This window comes from Aeromicrobium sp. Leaf272, from assembly GCF_001422865.1.
Taxonomy (GTDB): Bacteria; Actinomycetota; Actinomycetes; order Propionibacteriales; family Nocardioidaceae; genus Aeromicrobium.
This window is the reverse complement of the sequence record NZ_LMMY01000001.1, coordinates 50,046-53,589: the sequence shown is the minus strand read 5'-3', so window position 1 is coordinate 53,589 and position 3,544 is coordinate 50,046. Positions and strand designations below refer to the sequence as shown.

Below are 3,544 nucleotides of genomic sequence, written 5' to 3'. Positions count from 1 at the left end.
CTCCTGGTGCTGACTGCGAGACGGGGGAACCCCGTCGTGACGCAGGGTGCAAGCGATAGTGTTCCGTACCGGTGCCCCCGAGACCAATCCCGGCGACCCGAGAAGGACCCTCAGCAGGCCCGCCCATCCCCCAGCCAGCAAGGAGACGGTGCGCGATGCCGACGCCGACCACCCGCCGTTCCCTCGGCTCGCGGTGGATCCTGGTCGTGGTCCTCGGCGTGCTCGGTGCCGTGGCGGGGCAGCTGCTCGTGTCCGGCATCACACCGCGCTACGAGGCCTCGGCCGAGGTCCTCGTCGAGCCGCCCGTCGGCACCGAGGAGGTGCCCGCCCGCACGCTCTCGGCCCGGACGCTCGAGTCGTACGGCCGGATCCTGGGCGGACCCGCGCTCGTGGGCCGCGCCGGCGAGGCGCTCGGCACCACGCCGATCCCCCGCGACGACGTCACCTCCGGCGTGGTCGGCGACAGCACGATCCTGAAGGTCACCGTGCGCGACGACAGCCTGGCCGACGCGCGCGAGGCCGCCGGACAGGTCGCCGAGGAGTTCACCACCTGGCTCGCCACGAAGCAGGAGGACCTCGACGCCGCACAGCGCGAGACCACGCTCGTGATCGACCCGGGATCGGGCTCCGCCTCGCCCGTGGAGCCGACGCGGTGGCCCTACCTGCTCGGCGGGCTGCTCGCGGGCCTGCTGATCGGCCTGGCCCTGGCTCGGTGGCGCCAGTCGACCGACCGGGGCATCGCCACCACCGACGACCTCGAGGTGGCCACCGGCTCACCCGTGCTGGGCGCGATCGCGCACGACCGGGCCGCGCACGACTCCCCCCTGCTCACCTCGCTGTCCCCTCAGCACCCCCGCGCCGAGGCGGTGCGCATCCTGCGCACCAACCTGCAGTTCGTCGACGTCGACCACGACCGCACCGTCGTGGCCGTCACCAGTGCCGTCGAGGCCGAGGGCAAGACGACCACCGCCTGCAACCTCGCCATCGCCCTCGCGCAGTCGGGCCTGCGGGTCGCGCTGGTCGAGGGCGACCTGCGCCGGCCCCAGCTCGCGGAGTCGTTCGGCCTGGAGAGCACCGTCGGCCTGACGACGGTGCTGGTGGGCCGTGTCGACCTCGACGAGGCCTTGCAGGAGACCGAGGTACCCGGGCTCGACGTCCTCGCGAGCGGCGCCCGTCCGCCGAACCCGGCCGAGATCGTGCAGACCGGTGCCATGGAGCGCCTCGTCGCCGACCTGCGCCAGCGCTACGACGTCGTGCTGATCGACGCACCGCCCCTCCTGCCGGTCGCCGACGCCGCGATCCTGTCGCTGCTCGCCGACGGCGCGCTGCTCGTGGTGCGCCACGGACGCACCGGGCACGACCAGGTGCGCGCCGCGGTCGACCGGCTCGACACGGTCGGCGCGAAGCTGTTCGGCAGCGTGCTCTCCATGACGCCCCGCCGGGCCGCCGGCCGCTACGGCTACGGGTACGAGTACGCCCAGGGGAAGTCCTCGCGCCGACGTCGGCGCTGACTACGTCGCCGGCGTCAGGCCGGCTGCAGCAGCGACAGCGTGCGCGCGATCGACGCCGTCGCGTCGTCGATCAGGTCGGCCGTGCTGCGGTGCACCGCCGGTGAGCGCCGGAAGGGGTCCGGCACGTCGGCGCGCGCCGGTCCCGTGCTGCGGCGGCGGGCCGCGTCGGCGACGAGCTCGGGCAGCTGCGTCGCCTCGTGCCCCTCGACGAGCGCCGCGAACTCGAGCAGCGTGAAGGTCTTGCGCAGGGCACCGGGGTCGAGCTCCAGCACGGCGGACCGGTGCTCCTTGGTGGCGGTCAGCACGAGGTCGGCGCCCCGGACGTGGCGCACCTCCAGCGGCTGCGAACGGAAGTCGGAGCCGTCGATCTCGAGCCGGGCGAGCTCGAGGCGCACCATGCTGTCGACGGGCGCGTCGCGCCAGCCCATCACCCCGGCGCTGGCGACCTCGAAGGTGGACGGGTCGAGTCGTTCCTTCAGGAGCAGCTCCATGAGGGGCGAACGACACACGTTGGCCGTGCACACCGCGAGGATGCTCCACCGACTGCGCTCGGGACGGGCGCCCACCTCAGGGGCCCGACCGCGGTCGGACGTGCAGCCCCACCTCGGGGTCGACCACGGGCTCCTGTCCTGCGGCCACACCGTCGACGACCAGCGCGGCGTCGACCGGGACCGAGCGCTTGACGAGGGCCAGACCGATGGGACCGAGCTCGTGGTGCAGGGCGCGCGACCCGAGCACGCCGACCGCCTTGCCCGGCTCGTCGGAGCGCTCCACGGCGCTGCCGGGTGCGGGCAGCCGGTCGGGCGAGCCGTCGAGGTGCAGCAGGACCAGCCGACGCGGCGGCCGGCCCAGGTTGTGCACGCGGGCGACGGTCTCCTGGCCCCGGTAGCAACCCTTGTCGAGGTGGACGGCCCGCTCGAGCAGCCCGACCTCGTTGGGGATCGTGCGGTCGTCGGTGTCGACGCCGAAGCGTGGCGTCCCGGACGCGATGCGCAGGGCCTCCCAGGCCCACGTGCCTGCCGGGCGGCCGTACCGCTGGGGCCACGAGGCCACCGTGTCGCGCGGCTCGATGGCCCATCGCGCGCCCCCGCCGTCCTGCTCGGCGGCGTGCAGCCCCACGACGGCGTGGGTGGCGGTGACGTCGGCGACCTCGACCCGCGTCATGAACCGCATGCGGTCCAGGAACGTGACGAGCGCCGCGCCGGCGCCGGGCTCGGTGTGCGCCCAGAAGGTGGTGCCGTCGTCGACGCCCTCGAACGCGTGCTCGATGCGGCCCTGAGGGGTGAGCACGAGCCCCTCGGTGGCCAGCCCGGGCTCGAGCCGCTCGAGGTGCTGGGTCGTGAGCGAGTGCAGCCAGGTGAGCCGGTCGGGGCCGGTGACCGTCAGCACGTCCCGGTGCGAGAGGTCGACGAAGCCGTCGCCCTTCTCGAGACGACGTTGCTCGACGGTGAGCTCGCCGTAGTGGGCCGCGACCCCGTGGTCGGGGCGGTCGGCCTCGACGGCACCCTCGAGGTCGAGCAGGGGGCTGCGGCGCCGCGCCGGGGCGAGGTCGTCCGCGGCGGCGGGGTCGGGCTGCGGCTCAGACACGGGCGAGCTTCCCCCACAGGTGCGACTGCATGGTCTGGCCCTCGGCGGCCTTGTCGATCGCGTACATGAGCGAACCGTCGACCAGGCCGTACATGCGCTGGCCGGCGGTGTACTCCGCCGCCGACTGGGTGCGGGCGACGATGTCGGTCGCGAGCGTGATGCGGGGTCCCTCGGCGACGCCGTACCAGACCTCGGCGTACCCGGTGGGGTGCGCGAGGACCAGCTCGACGTTGATGCCCTTGCCGCCCTCCACGAGACCGGCAGGCCTCAGGAAGCCGGTCTCGAGGTCGCCGGGGCCGATCCGCTCGCCGGACTCGTCGGTGACCCACGACCGGCTGAAGTAGTGAAGGAAGGGCCGGGTGTCGTGGGCGAGCACGACGTCCTGCTCGAAGGAGTAGGGCTCGATCGTCGGGTAGTCGCCACGCCCGTTGCCGTGCCAGGTACCG

General features: G+C 74.0%; 4 protein-coding genes. 1 reads left to right on the top strand and 3 read right to left on the bottom strand.

Annotated elements, in window-relative coordinates:
* The first annotated feature begins 155 nt into the window (after positions 1-155).
* Positions 156-1,511 (top strand): CpsD/CapB family tyrosine-protein kinase, encoded by a 1,356-nt coding sequence (locus tag ASF38_RS00290; protein ID WP_056572880.1) that lies wholly within the window; start codon positions 156-158, stop codon positions 1,509-1,511.
* Positions 1,512-1,525: 14 nt separating this feature from the next.
* On the opposite strand, the gene ASF38_RS00285 is transcribed toward ASF38_RS00290, so the two are convergent.
* The 3 genes from ASF38_RS00285 to ASF38_RS00275 all read right to left on the bottom strand — a co-directional run.
* Positions 1,526-2,035, bottom strand: a complete 510-nt coding sequence (locus ASF38_RS00285; protein WP_156364684.1) for a hypothetical protein — start codon at positions 2,033-2,035, stop codon at positions 1,526-1,528.
* Positions 2,036-2,078: 43 nt separating this feature from the next.
* Positions 2,079-3,098: a folate-binding protein YgfZ gene (locus ASF38_RS00280; RefSeq protein WP_200914343.1), complete on the bottom strand. Its 1,020-nt coding sequence runs from the start codon at positions 3,096-3,098 to the stop codon at positions 2,079-2,081.
* A partial coding sequence (locus ASF38_RS00275) for an FABP family protein (protein ID WP_056572877.1) occupies positions 3,091-3,544 on the bottom strand: 454 nt, incomplete at its 5' end. The genes ASF38_RS00280 and ASF38_RS00275, both read right to left, overlap by 8 nt.